Raw genomic sequence first — 846 nt, forward strand, 5'->3', positions numbered from 1 at the left:
CGGGCGTTCGGACGAGGCCTTGGACGACCTGGTCGGGTTCTTCGTGAACACCCTGGTCCTGCGGACGGATGTGTCGGGTGAGCCGACCTTCGGCGAGTTGCTGGGGCGGGTCCGGGATGCGGACCTGGCGGCGTTCACGCACCAGGACCTGCCGTTCGAGCGCCTGGTGGAGGAGTTGAACCCGGTGCGTTCGCTGGGCCGGCACCCGCTGTTCCAGGTGATGCTCGTTCTGCAGAACAACGACGAGGGCACGCTCCAACTCCCGGGCCTCACCGCTCAGCCCGAGTCCTTTGGGACGCCGCCCGCCAAGTTCGATCTCAACCTCACCTGCGTCGAGAACCGCGACGCCGCCAACGCGCCTGCGGGTATCACTGCCGTTCTGCAGTACGCGACCGATCTGTTCGACCAGGAGACCGCGGGTCTGGTGGCGGAGCGGTTGGTGCGGTTGCTCGGGGTGGCGGTCGGGGATCCGGAGGTTCCGGTGTCCGGCTGGGAGGTGTTCGACTCGCCTGAGCAGGAGCGGTACTTCCTCAGCCGGGCGGAGCGGGCCCGGGCCGGCGCGGTCGAGGCTGTGGAGGTGCAGGGGCATCGTGGTCCGAGGACGGCGCAGGAGGAGATCCTGTGCGCGTTCTTCGCCGAGGTCCTCGGCGTACCGTCGGTGGGTATCGACGACAACTTCTTCGCTCTGGGCGGCCATTCGCTTCTCGCGACGCGCCTGATCAGCCGCATCCGCACCACGTTGAACGCAGAGCTGGGCATCCGCGACCTCTTCCGCAACCCGACGGTGGTCGGGGTGATGGAGAAGCTGAAGGAGGGCCGTCCGGCGCGTCCCGCGCTGGTGGCGGG

The 846-nt window shown here is 68.7% G+C and carries 1 protein-coding gene; it reads left to right on the top strand.

Translation table 11 applies throughout. The features are described 5' to 3' along the window. Positions 1-19 precede the first annotated feature (19 nt). The coding region (locus AE652_RS20810; protein ID WP_234348466.1) for a condensation domain-containing protein at positions 20-846 on the top strand (827 nt) is incomplete at its 3' end.

Origin of the sequence: Kitasatospora sp. MY 5-36 (assembly GCF_001182915.1) — a bacterium.
Classification (GTDB): domain Bacteria; phylum Actinomycetota; class Actinomycetes; order Streptomycetales; family Streptomycetaceae; genus Kitasatospora.